Source organism: Leeuwenhoekiella sp. H156, assembly GCF_052218455.1.
Lineage (GTDB): Bacteria > Bacteroidota > Bacteroidia > Flavobacteriales > Flavobacteriaceae > Leeuwenhoekiella > Leeuwenhoekiella parthenopeia.
In genome coordinates this window covers 410,026-427,286 of sequence record NZ_CP197499.1, presented here as the reverse complement: position 1 = coordinate 427,286, position 17,261 = coordinate 410,026, and the positions used below count along the sequence as shown (strand labels likewise).

The window sequence follows — 17,261 nt, the reverse complement described above, 5'->3', positions numbered from 1 at the left end:
TTATTGGCAACGCCAAAGGTATACTAGGTCGAGGTCTGCCTCGAAACGAAAAATTCATTTTCAAAAGTACCTCGTGGGCTTGCTGTGAGGTAATTTACTCTTTTACGACCCGTATTCCAATGTGTTTACTTTTTACCGGTTCCTGATTGAAAGGATCTGCATAATCGTAAGCGCTGTAATCATAGTTAGCGTTTTGACTGTATTCGGCAACGTTTCCGCCCAAATCATAAACCGTGGCGGTCTCCAGTTCTACTGCTTTTCCGGAGCCTACAGGCCGAAGCAGGGAATGGGTCAAGGTATTCACTTTTTCTTCAAGTAGGGCTGCATCTTCGGGGGTGAGCTCGTAGCCCGCCCAGTGGTTGAGATTGTTTTGGTCTTTGGCTGCCTTAGCTGCTTTTTGCTGAAGGTTTTCGGCTTCTTTAGCATTGGGTAAGCGATAGGTATCTCCGGTTTGTTCGGAAAGCCATTTTACATAGGCTTCTGCCGAAGCTTTATCTGTCACAACCGGATAATTTTCTTTCCCGGCTTCAATACTGAAATCGGGTTTAAAAGCTTTAAACTGGGCATTGGTCACCTCAAAACGTCCCAGGCTGATGGAATCTTTTTTCAGCAGCACCACTTCTGGAAGTAGTTTGCCGTTTGTAAAATCACCAAAGAGACCCTTGTGCATAGACGCTTCATCGAGCTTGAGCAAGGCTGCAAGCGGACTATCCTCTTTTAAAGCTTCATTGTCTTCCGGTTTTTTGTTGAATAAATAGGTGTCAATCCAGGCGATCTCTTCCTTCATTTTGCGCAGTTGATGCGTGATTTTACCCAACCCATGTGGCTGCCCCGGAAACCATAAAAACTTCACCGGTGTTTTGCCTACCTGCTGCAGGCCGCGATAGTATTCCCAGCCCTGATCGCGGGGCACTGCGCGGTCTTCACTTCCGTGGAAGATAATGGTAGGTGTTTTTATTTTTTCGATCTCAAAAAGCGGAGATTTAACGAGGTAATTTTGATTGTAGGGCAGACCATCAGTGTCGTCCCAGGGCGCACCCCCAAAATAACTTTGGTCAAAACTCACTCCAAACTGACAGGTACCGTAATCTGAAGTCCAGTTGACATCGCCGGCACCGGGAGCGGCTACCTTAAACATATCTGAATATTTTACGGTGAGCATTGTGCTGATGATAGCCCCATTAGACCAGCCCATTGTACCCATCTGATCGCGGTCTATTTTACCTTCAGCGGCCAGTTTATCTATGGCTTTGGTTATGTCCTCCAGTTCGGGTTCGTAGTAATTGCCTTTAATAGCTTCGGCATATTCCAGACCGTGATTGGTAGAACCATGGTAGTTAGGCATCAGGACAAACATATTTTTTTGGGTCAAAATCGAAGGATAATAGGCCCAACTGTCCATCCATTCATCGATGTCCTGACTCATAGGACCGCCGTGTATGTTAAGCATAAACGGGTATATCTTGCCCGGCTCGTAATCTTTTGGGTAATAGAGAATGCCGGTCACTTCGTCGTCGTTGTAGCCTTTCCAGGTGATGATTTCACTTTTTGGCAGGTATTTATCCTTCAGTTTTTTGTTAAGGCTGATGAAAACGGTATCGTCAGAAACTTTATTCTTTTTAAGATCGGCGATAAAATATTCAGGCAGGTTTGAAGCGGTAGACCAGGTATACAGTATTTTAGTTCCATCGTCTGAAACAGCATTGACACTCACGTGATCGTTCTTTTCGCCCAGATCGAAATCGCTTTTCGCCCAGCTTGTTCCTTTTTTAGTATAATAGGCGAGTTTCATAGTCGCTTTATTGGCCAAAGACGCAATGACATCATTGCCGCTTACGGTGTAGCCACCACCCAGTCCAAGCTCCCAGTCGAGGTTTACCTTTGTCGCTTTCGCGGAAGCGATATCATAAAAATAAAGTTCGGTGATACCGGCGCCATTCCATTTGGGGTCTGAAGCATAATCGCTGGTGAAATAAAAGCCGCTGTTGTCTGCCGTAAATTGCACGCGGTTTACAGGAAACTCAAAATCCTGCAAAATCTGTTTTTTGGTGTTGGTTTTAAGGTTTACCAGATAACTGTAGGGATCTTTCTGGGCATCGATACCATAACTCAGGCTTCGGGTCATCGTGAAATACAGCCAATCGCCATTATGCGAAACTTCAAAAGAACCAATGGGTTTTTCATTGCTTGTGATACGGCTAGTTTGTTTTTTATCCAGATCAAAAGCGTAAATATGGCTGGGTTGCCAGTGCAGGGAATCCTCAATAACTTCCACATCATCCTTGCGTTCTTCGGCTTGCTGCTCGTAAAGGGTTTTACCGTCTTTTGAAGTAAAAAGCAGCGTGGTTTTGTCTTTGAGCTGCAGGTCTGAAATACCGTTTTCAAACTCCTCGATTTCTTCGGCTTCGCCACCGTAAAGACTGATTTTCCAAAGTTTTTTGCCTTTGTCTCGCGAACTTAAAAAGTAGATGGCTTTTCCATCTTCTGAAAAAACGGGATTGTAATCATTTTCTTCACTTTGCGTAAGTTGGGTGGTGAGATACCTGCCGTTTTCTTTTACGTTGAGTCGCGTGAGGTAGAGATTTGCAATAAACTTGTCTTTTTTCTTAACCGGTACGCGCTTAGACCAGATTACCATTGTCCCATCGGGCGAAAAGACCGGGTTGGAAAGGTATTCGGTATTGATGATGTCTTCGGGTGTCCAGAGTTTGGGATCTTTAGGTTTTTCGGTTTGGGCGAAAAAGCTGCCGGTATAAAGCAGACTGATTATCAGTAGGGAAGATAAATTCTTGAACATAATGGCTAAAATGTGCTTGTTTGAAGCCAATGAAGTTACCAAAAATGCGGCGTATAATCACTTTAGCCAGGGGTATATAAATCAAAAAAAATCCCTGCCGAAGTATCCGGCAGGGATTTATGTGTTTAATTATCAATGAGATAGTCCTATTCAGACTTTAGCGGATTCATGGAATCCTGCTGATCTTCAATTTTTACCAGTTCGGCTTTAATCTCCGAAAGCCGTGAAGCGATGTCTTCATTATTGGCTTCCATCTCCTGCAAGCGGGCCTCCATAGCTTCAATACTGATGCTGTCTGACATAAAATAGGCTTTCATCTCGCCGTGGCTGTTGATGATTTCTTTCAGTTTAGCAAGCATCTGATTTTGCTCTTTTAGCAAGGCCTGGTGTTTTGCCAGATCCAGTAAAGCCAAAGAATCTGTGTCTTCAAGATCCTGTAAACGTTGTTTTAACGTGCGGGTGTCTGATTTTAATGCTTCGTTGTGAACGGTCATCGCATCGTGTACAAGCTCCAGGCTGTCTGTGTGCATTACAAACTCCAGGTATTTTTCGTGCAGGGTTTTTCGGGTATCATCACAGCCCACAAATAAAATTGCAGAAAGGGCGGTGAGAATGAGTAGTTTTTTCATCTTAGTTACGTGTTGTTTTAACAGAATAAATATAGAAAAGAATCTCATGCGCACACAGCTTTGTACGTTTAAATGCTGTTAAAAATAAAGAGCTTTTGAAAGGGAATATTTAAAGCTTTAGCGACCGAATTAAATTAAAAATCCGCTACAGAAGTTCTGCAGCGGATTTGATTATTTTAAGCCGAAAGTTTATTCAGACTTGGGTTTGCTGTTGAAGCGTTTTTTAGGATTACCGGCAGTACGTTTTTTGGGTCCGTTGTTGCGGTTACGATTGCTATTACCCCGCGCGCGGTTGTTGGTATTGCGGTTGTTTGCGCTGCGTTCGGGCCGCTCGTCCTGTTGTTCTGAAGGATCGTCGGGACCGTCAATTAAGAACGGATGCTCGGTCACCACATGTATTTTCTGCTTGATTAACTTCTCAATATCCTTAAGATAAGGGCGTTCATCTTCGGCACAAAAACCAAGGGCGACACCACTGGCTTTTGCTCTACCGGTACGACCGATGCGGTGTACGTAAGTTTCCGGGACATTAGGCAGATCATATTGAATCACCATCTCCAGTTCTGAAACGTCAATACCGCGTGCTGCGATATCGGTAGCTACCAAAACCTGAGTTTTACCATCTTTAAAAGCACCTAAAGCTTTCTGGCGTGCAGCCTGTGATTTATTTCCGTGAATGGCAGCGGAGTTGATTCCGGCTTTGTCCAGGATTTTTACAATCTTATTGGCACCGTGTTTGGTGCGCGAAAACACCAAAGCAGTTTCGGGCTTTTCGGTCTCAATAAGGTGTTTGAGTAATTTGGCCTTGCTTTTTTTGCTTACAAAATAAACCGTTTGGTCTACGCGCTCGGCAGTAGGCTTCTCCGGGGCGATGCTTACTTTTTCAAAGTCGCCCAGAATGAGTTTAGACAGGTCAACAATGGCTTTTGGCATCGTGGCCGAAAAGAACAGGGACTGCCGGTCATGCGGAACCAGTTTGAGTACTTTTTTAATATCGTGAATAAAGCCCATGTCGAGCATCTGGTCTGCCTCATCGAGCACCAGATATTCAATGTCTTTAAGGCTGATGAAACCCTGCTTAACCAAATCGAGCAGTCGCCCGGGGGTTGCAGTAAGGATATCAATGCCTTTACGCATTTCAGTAACCTGTGAGGCCTGTTTAACGCCCCCAAAAATCACAGTATTTTTTATACCGGTGTATTTGCCGTATTCGGTTATGTTATCGTCTATTTGTATGGCGAGTTCGCGGGTTGGGGTAATGATTAGTGCTTTGAGTTTACGACCACCCTTGCCCGAACCTACCTTGTTGTAGATTTGTTGCAATATGGGAATCGTAAAGGCGGCGGTCTTACCGGTACCGGTTTGTGCCGAACCTAATAAATCTTTTCCTTTTAAAAGTACCGGGATGGCTTGTTGTTGAATGGGAGTAGGATGGGTGTATCCTTTATCGGCGAGCGCCTTCAGGATCGGGTCGATTAGACCTAAATCTTTAAATGTCATAAATTCTAATAAGCGGCAAAGATAAGCTTAATTAAGCTGGTATTTGCAAAAGCGACTGAAAAGGTTGGTTTTTAGGAGTTTGTGGCGTTATTATTATTATTATTATTATTATTATTATTAGGGTTTTGGGTACACAAAGCTTATTTCTGCTCATAAAATCTTATTAGTATAACTAGCAAGGTCTTTATGTCCTGGCGGTAGTAGGCCTTTACGTATAACATTCTGTCAGAGCTACGTTGTTTAATCATTGAAATGGCACTTGCATTGATCGGTCAGGCATTTAGCTTACTAAGAGTAAGCATTATTCTTCACGAATGCGTTTTAGATTTTATAAGTTGGTAAATACGAACCAGGAAACTGACGCCCCATGCACTATAGATGTTCCGTTATAACCAGAAACTTAGAAGTAATCAAGTTTTTTCAGTCATTTGATATTTGTGATTATAAGTTTGACTTTTATTCGTTTCGCTTAGAATCAGCTTATAATGCTTTATTAAAGACGCCCCCCTCCATTCTTTTTGTAGACTTAGATCATCCTGATTACCGCCAATCAGACTGGAATTCCCTTGTAGAAGTGCTAAACTATCTGGAGTGCCAACCGGTTTTGGTAGCTATTTCTTCAACCAAATCTTTCGCGTATCAGGCATTAAAAACAGGATTTCAGGATTATTTATTGAATCCGCTGTACGAACTTGATGTTCGAAAAAGTTTAGTGAAGAGCAAAAAATGTTTGCAAATGCGCACCTCGAGAGAACGGGATAATGTGATTTGTCTAAAGTCGTATTCTGATTATCGTTTTTTAAACGTGGAGGAGATTTTATATTTGAAGGCAGATAATAATACGACCGATTTGTTTCTAAATGGTCAGAAGCACGTTACTGCATTTAAATCCTTAAAATATTTTGAAGATACGCTCTCAGATGATTTTCTGCGTATACATAACAGTTATATCATAAACAAGCGTGCTGTAAAGCGCATAAACTACAGTAAGTCCCTTATTTTCTTTGATGCTGATTTAAATGGTCACTCCGTGCCTTTCTCCCGAAAATTCCGTGACCAGGTTGATGGCTTAAAGAAAACACTTTTAACTGATGAGCAGGTGCTTTTTGGTTAGTTACCCTTCAAAACGTTGCAGTTACCACTAGTCCAGGGTTATCTGCAATATAAGTTCTTTAAAATTTCGGGGATTGCGAGGATTCCCTTAAAATTGTACTGTTAACAAAAAGAAACCCCGATAATCGGGAGATTGGATCCAATTGAAGTTTCCCTAACTCATTAAAAACTTCAATTATGAAATTAAAGAATTACGCCCTGTTAGTACTGTTTGCTGTTGTTGCATTTGCAAATACAAGTTGTGAACCCGATCGCTTTTTAGAGGAAACCACCGTAGTAAGTGACTCTGGTTCTGAGAATAATGAAACTAAACCAAGAGACCCGGATGAGGACTAACATATGATCAATTTATAATTTTAACCCTAAGAGTATACCAAACTGAGTTTACCTTAGGGTTTTTTAGTTTATATTTCTATTTGGTCTATTAAGATAAATATGAATTCCCAGACGTTTAAAATCAATTGAATAGTTTTTATGAGGGAATTTTTTCCATTTTTTTGTGTAAAGAAATTACTAATCGGCTTGCTGATACTATTGGGAATTTCAAGCTGTTTTCCGCCAACAGAAAAAAAGAGCGAAGAACAAGAAAAAATACTTGCCGATTTTCAAGCTACGCCACAGGAAGTAGAAAATTTGGATCGGCATATTCCCAATGATAGTTTAAGACTTTCCATACTTTCAAAACTTTCCCTAGAATACCTTACCAAAGATTCCACACTTTTTAGAAAAATTAATACCAGAACAATAAATCTCGCCATTAAACTATCTGATAAAGCCACGGAGGCTAATGCTTATTGGGATCTGGCTTATTTTTATGAAAAAGAATCTTTTTTAGATAGTTCGTACGCCTCTTACTACAAGGCTTATCAGAAGTTTAGTGAGTTGGAGGATTACGCTAAAGCCGGAAAAATGATGCTTAATATGGCCGTTTCGCAGGAAAAGGCCCGTGATTATGTAGGGAGTGAAAATTCTTCTTTTAGAGCACTGCAACTTTTACCTAAAAAAAAGAAAAAAGACATTTACGCCGTTCATAATAACCTGGCTATTATCTATAATGGGCTGAATGATTTTGATAAAGCGGTCGAGCATCATAAGCTCGCAATTGACACAGCTTTAGAAATTACTGATCAAGAGCTTTTAGCCAACAGTTTCAATAATATAGCAGTAGTTTATTTAGAAAATGGTTTTTACGAAGAGGCATTAAATTATATTGAGCAAGCTCTTGCTGTAAAGGATCTTAAGCAATGGGACACTCAGCTTTACGCGATGGTTCTAGACAACTATGCGTATATTCAATTAAAAGCAGGGCAATCTGAAGATTTTTTAAAGGCGTCCCGGGAGGCTTTGTATATACGCGATAGTATAGATCATAAAGCCGGGATAATGGTGAGTAGAATACGACTTGGGGAATATTATTTAGACACCGAAGATACTGCCCGTGCGCTATCTAATCTTCAAACAGCGCTTGCTTTAGCTCAGGATGAAAAAAATGCAAAATACGAGCTGGAGGCCTTATTAAAACTTCATAATATTACCGGGAATCAGGACTATCTGGACCGGTATCTGGTACTTAACGAACAGCTTTTAAACGATGAGCGCGGGATACGCAGCAAATTTGCGCGTATACGTTATGAAACCGATCAATACATAAACAAGAATAAAAGCTTAACCGAGCGTATTGTCTGGATCAGCTTTACAGCTGTTGTGCTTCTAACCTTACTGGGCGTATTTCTGTTTTTGCAAAGGCAAAAAGCCAATCTTATTGAAGCCCGAATGCAAAACAGTCTTAAGGAATCAAATGCCGAGGTGTTTAAACTGCTGCTTGACCAACAGAAAAAAGTGGAAATCGCTGCGGTTAAAGAACGCGAGCGTATAGCCAGAGACCTCCATGACGGGGTAATCAGCAGGTTGTTTGGTACCCGAATGGCCCTGGGTTTTATAGAATCTGATAATCCTTCTACAGAAACACATCTTAAAGAACTTCAAAATATTGAAGCCGAAATACGAAACGTAAGCCATAATTTGGTTTCAAACAGTCTGACCTCAGAAGACGGCGTTGAAAAACTGATCAAGAAACTGATAGATACATTCAATGAACATACGGCCACTTCTTTTGAGCTGACTATCTCAAAGTCTATTGATTTTAGCAACCTTGAGGATTCGGTTAAAATTTCGATTTACTACATCATACAGGAATGCCTGCAAAACGTGATGAAGCACGCCAATGCCACGGTTTGTAAGGTTGTACTGCGTCAGAAAGAGAAAACTTTAAGTGGAACTATAGCAGATAATGGCGCGGGATTTGAAGCCAAAACCGCAAAAGATGGGATCGGATTAACAAATCTGCGGTATCGCATTACCGATCTAGGCGGAACTCTTAACATACATTCAGACTCTTCAGGAACTCAAATAGCATTCAATATACCCTTATGAAACTCATTCACGTTTTAATCGTAGAAGATCATCCATTAATTGTAAATGCCTATAAACAGGCTTTTGAGCAAATCGCTCAGGATAAAACGGTTCTTTTCAATATTGAGGTTGCATTGAATCTGGATGAGGCGGGTGCTTTTTACAACAATCAGAGTTATATGAGCAAATGCGATTTGGTCTTTCTGGATGTGCAATTGCCGGTGGGGAGCGATAAAAGCCTGTTGTCGGGTGAAGATCTGGGATTGAAAATCCGCGAAAAGTACCCGGAAACCAAAGTAGCTATTCTTACCTCCCTGAGTGATCATTACCGTTTGCGTAGTATTTTAAAAGGTATTGACCCGGATGCCCTTTTGCTTAAAGGGGATTTGACCCCCGGTGAACTTATCAGAGGTATACAAAGTCTTATTTCAAAACCTCCGTACTATACCGTAACCGTTCTCGAGCATCTGCGCAAGAATCTGGTTGCTGATATTGATATTGATAGCACAGATCGCAAGTTGTTATATGAACTATCGCTTAGCACAAAAAATACCGAACTCTGTGACATTTTAAACCTGTCTAAAGCAGGTGTAGAGAAGCGTAAGCGCAATCTTAAAATTCTCTTTGAAGTGGAAGGGGAGTCTGACCGCGAACTTATTCTGGAAGCTCGGAACAGGGGGTTTATTTGAGAACAGGGTTTTAAAAGTGTGAAAAAGGTCATATAAAATTCAGTCAAGATCCAATACTTATCCAGCCCAGAATCCTTTTGTTTAAAGTGACGTATAAGTTGTAAAGGTTGATTGAATAGTAATGAGCGGGTTTATTTAGCAATTCAAAAGTGTTGTAAAGATTTGAGGCGATATTTAAATCTGCTACCTTTTCAAAGTAAAATATTCCTTTTGAAGGGTTCCGTCGGCTAATTCAATTTTGAACCAATAATCACCATTAGAATTATAAAATCAGTAGTCATCGCGATACCCGTTTTTACTAAACCTGTTAAATGTGTTTCTTTTAAAAGAATTGGGATAGCCTAAAGAATGAGAGTAAGGTGTATATATATTATCAGTAAATGATGTCTTTAGATAACTAGATAAGGCTTTCCGAAGTACATCCAGGTATTCCATAGGGTATAAAAAAATCCCAATATAAAACCAATGACAGCAAAGGGAATACGGTAATCTTTAAAACCTATTTTGTTTTTGAAATAATGCCAATCTGCTATTTCTAATAGTATTCCGCTTGAATAGAATAGGTTAGCGCCAATAAACCAGCGTAAAACAATAAGAAGATCTGTAAAATGGTAGTTATAAACATCCCAGGACCAAAAGAAACCAATCAAACCAAATATTAAAACGCCCAAATTGAATTTATAGCGGTTAGATTCCCACCAGATAATACCTGATTTTAATTCCTGTAAATTCATTCTTTGAGTTTATTATTTCATAGCTTCAAACTCTTCAGCGCCTATGTGATTTGGAGTAAGATTTAGCTCAGGTCTTCCCACTGCAATTCCAATGGTAATAGCACAGCGTACAAAATATTCCTCACCTTTTTGCACATTAATTTCTACCGAATCACGGGCTTCAGTAATTCCCCAAAAAGTATGATTCCCAAAATTTGAAGTTTTGAAAGCAAACTTTTCTCCGTTACGTACGCGACCTATGATACTATCATTATCCATTCGAATCTTATAGCCAATCATCGCTCCGGCAAGTTGTTTAGGGCGATAAAAATGAACTAAAGCATAATCGGCATTAGCGGGTAGGCGGGATTTGTTTTTAGCTTTTTCCTTAGTATCATAGTCAGCAATTGCCTGAGCATCCCTATTACGGTAAAGCTTTGCTTTTATACGATAACAAGTGCTACCTAGATTTGGTTTTTTTACTTCCAATAATTGTACAAAATTAGCACCAGCCTTTTGTGCTGTTGATTTTGCGTTGTTGATCACGACCTCATAGCCACAATCGGTTGTAAACCCGGAATCACCAATTTTTAAATCACCTACATAAGCAGAATTTTTGGGTAAGTCCGCACCGACCTCTATAATATATATGGGTTCATTTAAATTGAGCGGTGCATAGCTTGTGTCACTGAGAGCGCTTTTAATTTTTGGAGAACAGGATATGCCTATAAATACCAGTAACAGGAGAGATGCGATCTTTTTCATTTTTATTTTTTAAATCCTTTCGAAATGTACTGATTTATTCTAATTGATGAATTAATCAGTATTTTAATATTGGTAAAGAGTTTTTTAGTAGTTATTTATAAAATAAAGAAACCCTCCCAATACAGCTGAATTGGGAGGGTTCTTTAATTTTAGGTAATCGCTTTCTATGTCGCAATCCACTTAAACTTATGATCCAGTTTTGGAACCACAATACGTTGCGAGATGCGTTCCAGACGATCGGGCAGATTAAGCACGTAATCGCGTGCGCGTTCACCTTTGTCGTTAAGCCCCTTGATGTTTTCAATCTTCCAGTCGGCAATCAATGATTTTAAAATAGTGATGTAATCCTGAGTGGTATAGACCATAGAACGTTGAGCTGCGTCAGAAAAGTGTTCCCACAATTCACCTATTTGCTGACCAGACTCTCTTAAAAACATAGCCGGCATTACAATCTTGTTGCGCATCATCGCTTCAAAAGCCAGCATCATTTCGCTGGGATCCAAGTCAAATATTCTGCGAACAAATTCCATATAAGCCGAAGCATGACGTGCCTCGTCTTTGGCAATCGTATTACAGATTTTAGCCAATTGCTTATTGCCCTGTTTTCTGGAAAAGGAAGCTACACGTCTGTGTGAAACATTGGTCGCCAACTCCTGAAAGCTGGTGTACACAAAGTTTTTATAAGGGTCCATTCCGGTACCAATATCAAAACCATCGCTGATGAGGTATTGGGTACTCACTTCCATCTCGCGCATATTTACACGGCCCGAGAGGTAGAGGTATTTATTAAGCAAATCGCCGTGGCGGTTTTCTTCAGCCGTCCAGGCGCGTACCCATTTTGACCAGCCGTTTCCGTTTACCTGATCTACCCCCTGCACACTCATTAACCATGATTCGTACGTAGGTAAAGCTTCTTCGGTAATGGTATCGCCTACCAAAACGGTAAAAAGATCATAATCCATCTCGCGACAGAGCTCCTGAATTTCTTTGACTTCATCTATAAATTCGGGATTGGTCGCATCAGGCAGCATATCGGTAGGCTGCCAGTTTTCTTCAACCGACTTGAGATAGGTTTTTATGAGTTCATCCATAGACTGACCCACAGTCTGCATAACCTCAAGGCGTATGTTTGATAATTGCATAGCTTTTTTGTGTATTAGGGGTTGTAAAAATACGTGTTTACGCCATAGAAACGGGAGTTCCTAAAAAGACTTACTGTGCACGCATAGTAAGTTGTTTGCAAGGTGGTTTGCAAAATGCTGTAAAAAGGGCTTTATCTCTTTTTACCGAGCAGGAAGTAGCGTAAAAAGTACAGATTACAACCGATTATTTTTTTACTTGTACAGATTACATTTAATATTGATTAAGTAACTTGCCCTACTCGTATTCGATACTGCAGTTATGATGCCATCTTTTTTTAAAATATCCTGTTTTGCGCTTCTTCTCCTAAGTTTATCCTGTCAATCTCAGCAGAATGCTGCTACAGCGCAGCAGCCTGTGGTACTGCATATAAACGCAGATCAGGTTTTTCAAAGCATTGCTAATTTTGGAGCTTCTGATGCCTGGTCCGGACAGTTTGTGGGCTTATGGTCCGATGCAAAGCGCAATGCGATGGCCGATTTGCTTTTTAGTCAGGAACTGGATAAAGCAGGAAATCCAAAAGGAATTGGGTTGTCCCTCTGGCGCTTTAATCTGGGTGCAGGGAGTGCAGAGCAGGAGAGAAAAAGCGGTATTCGCGATCCCTGGCGACGGGCTCCTAATTTTTGGGATGGTTCCGGTTATGACTGGGATAAACTGGATAGTCAGGTCTGGATTGCTCAGGCCGCTCAAAAGCGGGGTGCAGATCAGTTATTGATGTTTTTAAACAGTCCGCCCGTGCATCTTACCCGTAATGGGAAGGCCTATACTTCAGATAAAACACAGAGCAATATTGCGCCTGAAAACTACCCGGCTTTTGCAACCTATCTCGCAGATGTTATAGAGGGAATGCGGGCGAAAAATGTAGAGGTAGATTATGTGAGTCCGTTTAACGAGCCTCAGTGGGACTGGGCCGATGGCGGGCAGGAGGGAAACCCGTATTGGAATAAGGATATTTTTGAGATTTCAAAAGCAATTGATTCGGTTTTTCAGGACCGAAAGATCGCGACCACAATTGATATCGCCGAAGCTGCGCAAATAGACTACCTCTTCAAAACCGGAAAGAAGCCTGGCAGAGGCGATCAGATTGAAGCTTTTTTCAGCAAGGAATCTCCTTACTATCTCGGAAAACTGAAAAGTATGGGGCACGCTATTTCGGGACATAGTTATTTTACAACTTCACCGGCTTCGGTACGGGTGAATAAGCGCGAACAACTGCGAAACAAGCTCAATGAAGTGCCCGATCTTGATTATTGGATGTCTGAATACTGCATTTTGGGAGCTAACGCCGGCGAAATTGAAGGTGATAAACGCGACCTGGGGATGACTTCGGCTTTATATCTTGCGGAAGTGATTCACAGCGATCTGGTAGATGCGCAGGCCAGTGCCTGGCATTGGTGGACCGCTATTTCGGCCTACGATTACAAAGACGGACTGATCTACATCGACAAAAACGAGCAGGATGGTAATTTCTACGAAAGCAAAATGCTTTGGGTACTGGGAAATTACAGCCGGTTTATACGTCCCGGTTTTAAACGGGTAGCAATTGCACAGCGAGGGGGCAGCAAGGCGGAAGAACTAAAGTATTCGGCTTATACCAATCCCGACGAATCCCAACTTGTGCTTGTTTTGATAAATGATTCAGCTAAAGAAAAGTCCCTTTCGCTTTCACTTCCTGAAAATTTTGAGAAGCAAAGCTTTAAAACCTATACCACTTCAGCAACTGAAGATTTACAGTTTAAAGCAGTTGAAGCGCAGCAAATCGCAGTGCCTGCGGAGTCTGTAATGACTGTAGTGATTGATAACACTAAAAGCCAGAAAAAATAAATTTTTAATGAAAGCGCGACCAACGGGAGCGTGGCTTATTGGTACGTCGCTTTTGAACCTGAATTCCTCCTACCACAACCATACCTAAGCTCATCAATTCAGGATCTTCGGCCAATATTAAATTGTATGTATTCTGAGTGCGTTTTAGATCAACTTCCTGAGTTTTGAAACCAATGAATGAACAAACGAGCTTATGTTGGGTTTCTGTCTCGTTTAAAGGGATTTCAATTTTAAATTTCCCATCAAAATCTGTTACTGTTCCACGGTCATTTCCGGAGACCATAATATTAGCACCTGGTAATGGATAATCATTTTGGTCCAAAACTGTACCTTCAATAATTAGATCTTTTTTAGGAGTCAATTTTATGGCTTCTGTTTTATTTTCTTGGCTATTTCGAGTTTGCTCAGTTTTAACCTCGGTTCCCTGCCCCATTGCCGGTTCGCATAAAGCCAACAGCGATGTAAACGCAGCAGCAATCCCCAGATTTTTAAAAGGTTTCTTTTCCGGAATAAAATAGACGGTTTCCAATTGATCTTTGCGATACCGCCCGCAAATGGATTTCCCGGATTGTACCTTTTCTGTGATTTGCTTTCGCGAAAGCGCCGTAAAATCAATCACCTCTTTGGCGCAACTTGCACAAAATCTACCCTGCTCGCGCGGACTCATTTGCGACCAGTCTTCGTGGCAGGGTTCGGGTATGTGGAGTTTGAAGTGCATTTTTTGAGTTTACTGTTTATGGTTTTCCGTTTTTCTGTTTTTTGAGGAAAAGTTCAATCGTTCAATCGTTCAATCGTTTTTTACTTTTAACCTGCAACCTGCAACTGCCAACTGAGACTGCCAACTGAGACTGCAACTGCCAACTGAGACTGCAACTGCTTACTTCTTAATTTCCTCTGTTTGTTTAATCTCATTGACTTCGCGGTTCTTTACGTACTGCTCCAGCCATTGATCCTGTTCCCAAAGCATATGTAAAATAGATTCTTTAGCGGCATAGCCATGACTTTCTTTAGGAAGCATCACCAGGCGCGCGGTAGCTCCCAGACCTTTCAAAGCATTGAAATAGCGCTCACTTTGCAACGGATAGGTCCCGCTGTTGTTATCGGCCACACCGTGAATCAAAAGTAAAGGTGTCTTCATCGTATCGGCGTGCATAAACGGACTCATCTCATAATAAATTTCGGGTGCTTCCCAGTAATTGCGCTCTTCAGACTGAAAACCAAAAGGCGTCAGCGTACGGTTGTACGCGCCGCTTCGGGCGATACCGGCAGCAAACAGATCGGAATGCGATAACAGGTTTGCCGTCATAAAAGCTCCGTAGGAGTGACCGCCAACGGCGACTTTATTTCGGTCTATATAGCCCAGTTCATCAACTGCGTCAATAGCAGCTTTTCCGTTAGCAACCAGTTGCTTGATAAACGAATCATTAGGTTCGGTATCACCCTCACCTACAATGGGGAACGAGGCATCGTCGAGCACCACATAGCCGCGCGTCACCCAGTACACCATAGACCCGTAATACGGATAGGTAAACTCATTAGGGTTTGAAGTGGTCTGCCCGGCGCTGTTTTTGTCTTTATATTCGGTAGGATAGGCCCACAGCAGCATCGGTTTTTTCTCTTTCTTTTCCATATCATAACCCACGGGCAGATACAAGGTTCCGGAAAGTTCGAGGCCATCATCACGCTTGTATTTGATCACTTCTTTATGTACATCCTGAATACTTTTAAATGGATTCTCAAATCGCGTAATCTGCTTCAGGCTGTTGTCGTTTAAATCGCGGATGTAATAATTGGGGTATTCGGTAGGAGCTTCGATACGCACCAGGATTTTACCGGCTTCCATATCCAGAGCTTCCTGTAAATTTTCAAGCTTATCGGTGTAAGCCGATTCGTAAATACGCTCTTTTTCCTGAGTTGCCAGATTCACTTTATCTATGAATGGAAACTGTCCGCGTTCGCTAAAACCGTCTCCAATGAGGTAGGCATTTCCGTCTATAAGCGTAAGCACACTGCGCCCGTATTCGTTTTCGTGGGTTACAAAATTACCGGGATCACTATAGGTGTCCTGGTAGTTTCGGTCTGAAATCAGCACCGGTTCTGCCGAAGCATCAGCAGGATTGAAGGTGTAGGTTTTGGTATTTCGGGTATTCCACCATCTGTCGTAGGCTATAGCCGTTGAATCATTACCCCAGGTAATACCGGCGTAGCGGCCTATGGTTTTTACCACAGGTTTAGCCGGGCTCGTAAAAGGCGCCTCCTGCATAAACACCTGATCGCGATACGGAACATCAACCTCAGGATCTCCGTTGTCTAAAGCTTCTACCCATACCAAAGTTGCGGGAGTATCAGCACGCCAGTTCAGGCTGCGTTTGCCGGTTTGAGTAGCCATAAAACCTTGCGGTAATTCTTCAATAAGAGGTACTTCATTCACCACTTTTACCTGGGTACCATCCTTTTTATAAACCGTTACGGTTTCCGGAAAACGATAATACGGCACGATATACGAAAAGGGTTTATGAATGCTGGTAACCATAACATATTCGCCATCGGGCGAAAAGGACACGTTTGTAAACATATCTGCGGTATGCCAGATGGTTGACGTGCCATCAAGATCTTTTTTAACCAAAACCGAAGTTGCCAGTTGCTCAAAGTTAGCTACATCATTAGGATTCTGAAGCAAATCCTGATAGGTGCGGTTTTGCGCTTTAGAACCATCGCTTGTGGAAATGGTAGGACCGGTAGGTACAGCTTCGGCGGTATTGATCAATTCCTGGCGGGTAGCCGGAAGCATATTCAATAACAGACTTTTTCCGTCTTTAAACCAGCTGATGGGATTTCCCATATTGGCATTTAAGGTTGGCTCGGTGAGTTTGCTAACCGAAGCCTTCTCCAGATCCAGAATCCAGACTTCAACCCCGGTATCGGTGGTGTTGGTCAGAGCCATTTTACGTTCGTCAGGCGACCAGCTGAAGTTGCTAAGCTTTGGATTTTCGGGTAGTCCGCTGATGTTGCGCGCATCCATCTCGTCAACGCCTTTAATTTTTACATCATTGTAATAGGTGGTACGGCTGCCGATGTTTGTTTTAGGGTTAATACGCAGTCCGCCCAGGCGTAGTTCTTCTTCAGAAAGTTCGGCGATGGTTTTATAACTGTCCCGGTAGAGGAGGAGCATGGTATCGCCTTGGTTATTCATCACTACAGCCGGCGCCCGGGGTACATCTACCAGCTCAAGAATTTCTTTGGGTGGTTTTTGATAATCGAGATTTACCTGTGCTACCAGAGTGGCGGTGAGCAGAAAGAATGCGCCGAGGAGATGGAGTTTTTTCATAGTAATAGTGTGCTTTTTTTTTTTGGATTAAATCGATAATCGGGAAAACGATTGGTCTAATGCTCGGTAATTTAGTCAAAATGTTTTTAAAGTTTAGGGTTTGCCGTTTTCTGTTTGTTTCCGTTTTTCTGTTTTTTGAGGAAAAGTTTAATCGTTCAATCGTTCAATCGTTCAATCGTTCAATCGTTTTTTATTTTTAACCTGCAACCTGCAACTGCCCACTGAAACTTTTGACTCTGCACTCTGAACGTTCAACTTTAAAAAACTATGCACGCATAGCTAAAGAGGAATACTTTAAAACATTTAAAATTGAAGAAACAGTATCTTTCGGGACATTTAAGACCTGATCTA

13 protein-coding genes are annotated in these 17,261 nt (G+C 41.8%); 5 read left to right on the top strand and 8 right to left on the bottom strand.

All coding sequences use genetic code 11. The annotated features are described in order from the left end of the window. Window positions 1-94: 94 nt before the first annotated feature. The 3 genes from ACSSS3_RS01740 to ACSSS3_RS01730 all read right to left on the bottom strand — a co-directional run bounded on the left by ACSSS3_RS01740 (window position 95) and on the right by ACSSS3_RS01730 (window position 4,926). Window positions 95-2,797 carry a S9 family peptidase gene (locus ACSSS3_RS01740; RefSeq protein WP_442846205.1) on the bottom strand — a complete coding sequence of 901 codons (2,703 nt, stop codon included), beginning with the start codon at window positions 2,795-2,797 and terminating at the stop codon, window positions 95-97. A 146-nt stretch (window positions 2,798-2,943) separates the two neighbouring features. Continuing rightward, window positions 2,944-3,426: a hypothetical protein gene (locus ACSSS3_RS01735; protein WP_228231250.1), complete on the bottom strand. Its 483-nt coding sequence runs from the start codon at window positions 3,424-3,426 to the stop codon at window positions 2,944-2,946. A gap of 189 nt (window positions 3,427-3,615) precedes the next feature. Then, the gene (locus ACSSS3_RS01730; protein ID WP_442846204.1) at window positions 3,616-4,926 is read right to left on the bottom strand and encodes a DEAD/DEAH box helicase; all 1,311 of its coding nucleotides are present in this window, start codon (window positions 4,924-4,926) and stop codon (window positions 3,616-3,618) included. A 367-nt stretch (window positions 4,927-5,293) separates the two neighbouring features. On the opposite strand from ACSSS3_RS01730, the gene ACSSS3_RS01725 reads away from it, so the two are divergent. The 4 genes from ACSSS3_RS01725 (at window position 5,294) to ACSSS3_RS01710 (ending at window position 9,140) form a co-directional block, all read left to right on the top strand. After that, complete coding sequence (locus tag ACSSS3_RS01725; RefSeq protein WP_442846203.1) at window positions 5,294-6,040, top strand: LytR/AlgR family response regulator transcription factor; 747 nt, start codon at window positions 5,294-5,296, stop codon at window positions 6,038-6,040. Window positions 6,041-6,216: 176 nt separating this feature from the next. Continuing rightward, the gene (locus tag ACSSS3_RS01720; protein ID WP_442846202.1) at window positions 6,217-6,375 is read left to right on the top strand and encodes a hypothetical protein; all 159 of its coding nucleotides are present in this window, start codon (window positions 6,217-6,219) and stop codon (window positions 6,373-6,375) included. A 186-nt stretch (window positions 6,376-6,561) separates the two neighbouring features. Beyond that, window positions 6,562-8,472 (top strand): ATP-binding protein, encoded by a 1,911-nt coding sequence (locus ACSSS3_RS01715; RefSeq protein ID WP_442846201.1) that lies wholly within the window; start codon window positions 6,562-6,564, stop codon window positions 8,470-8,472. After that, window positions 8,469-9,140 (top strand): response regulator, encoded by a 672-nt coding sequence (locus ACSSS3_RS01710; RefSeq protein WP_442846200.1) that lies wholly within the window; start codon window positions 8,469-8,471, stop codon window positions 9,138-9,140. Before ACSSS3_RS01715 ends, ACSSS3_RS01710 begins: the two co-directional genes overlap by 4 nt. 389 nt (window positions 9,141-9,529) lie before the next feature. On the opposite strand, the gene ACSSS3_RS01705 is transcribed toward ACSSS3_RS01710, so the two are convergent. The 3 genes from ACSSS3_RS01705 to ACSSS3_RS01695 all read right to left on the bottom strand — a co-directional run bounded on the left by ACSSS3_RS01705 (window position 9,530) and on the right by ACSSS3_RS01695 (window position 11,760). Then, complete coding sequence (locus tag ACSSS3_RS01705; protein WP_442846199.1) at window positions 9,530-9,874, bottom strand: hypothetical protein; 345 nt, start codon at window positions 9,872-9,874, stop codon at window positions 9,530-9,532. A gap of 12 nt (window positions 9,875-9,886) precedes the next feature. Continuing rightward, on the bottom strand, window positions 9,887-10,618 hold the full coding sequence (locus ACSSS3_RS01700; RefSeq protein ID WP_442846198.1) for a hypothetical protein: 732 nt from the start codon (window positions 10,616-10,618) through the stop codon (window positions 9,887-9,889). A 164-nt stretch (window positions 10,619-10,782) separates the two neighbouring features. After that, complete coding sequence (locus tag ACSSS3_RS01695) at window positions 10,783-11,760, bottom strand: acyl-ACP desaturase (RefSeq protein WP_228231236.1); 978 nt, start codon at window positions 11,758-11,760, stop codon at window positions 10,783-10,785. Between the two features lie 259 nt (window positions 11,761-12,019). Between ACSSS3_RS01695 and ACSSS3_RS01690 the strand changes: the two genes are divergently transcribed. Continuing rightward, complete coding sequence (locus ACSSS3_RS01690) at window positions 12,020-13,582, top strand: glycoside hydrolase (protein WP_442846197.1); 1,563 nt, start codon at window positions 12,020-12,022, stop codon at window positions 13,580-13,582. A gap of 4 nt (window positions 13,583-13,586) precedes the next feature. Here the strand turns inward: ACSSS3_RS01690 and ACSSS3_RS01685 are convergent, their stop codons facing one another. Next, window positions 13,587-14,300, bottom strand: coding sequence for a carboxypeptidase-like regulatory domain-containing protein (locus ACSSS3_RS01685; RefSeq protein ID WP_442846196.1), 714 nt, complete (start codon window positions 14,298-14,300; stop codon window positions 13,587-13,589). 159 nt (window positions 14,301-14,459) lie between these two features. Further along, complete coding sequence (locus tag ACSSS3_RS01680; RefSeq protein WP_442846195.1) at window positions 14,460-16,910, bottom strand: prolyl oligopeptidase family serine peptidase; 2,451 nt, start codon at window positions 16,908-16,910, stop codon at window positions 14,460-14,462. Window positions 16,911-17,261 lie beyond the last annotated feature (351 nt).